The organism is Limimaricola sp. G21655-S1 (assembly GCF_027213785.1).
GTDB lineage: Bacteria > Pseudomonadota > Alphaproteobacteria > Rhodobacterales > Rhodobacteraceae > Limimaricola.
This window is the reverse complement of sequence record NZ_JAPWGO010000193.1, coordinates 1-278: the sequence shown is the minus strand read 5'-3', so window position 1 is coordinate 278 and position 278 is coordinate 1. Positions and strand designations below refer to the sequence as shown.

1 pseudogene is annotated in these 278 nt (G+C 68.0%); it reads right to left on the bottom strand.

Annotation, left to right across the window (positions count from 1 at the left end):
- Positions 1 to 26: 26 nt before the first annotated feature.
- Positions 27 to 278 (bottom strand): annotated as a pseudogene (locus O4G76_RS20430) (radical SAM protein); the annotation flags it as partial.

Here is a 278-nt window from a genome sequence, read left to right as displayed (position 1 = left end):
CCCCAGAACGGGCAGATCGATCTGGATCATGCGAACAGGCTGAGTTGCTCGGGCGGTGGCGTGTAGCGTGCGCGCAGTCCGGCGCTGTCGGTCAAAGCGCCAGGCGACCAGTCGGGCAGCGTGATGAACGGCTCGGCCTGTTTCACCCGCGCGCCGATGCGGATCAGATCCGCGTAGCGCAGCGGCCCGGAACGCCGCGCGGCAAGGATACGTTGCACAGCGCGTGTTCCAAACCCCGGAATGCGCAGCAACAGTTCGCGCGGCGCGCGGGCCACATC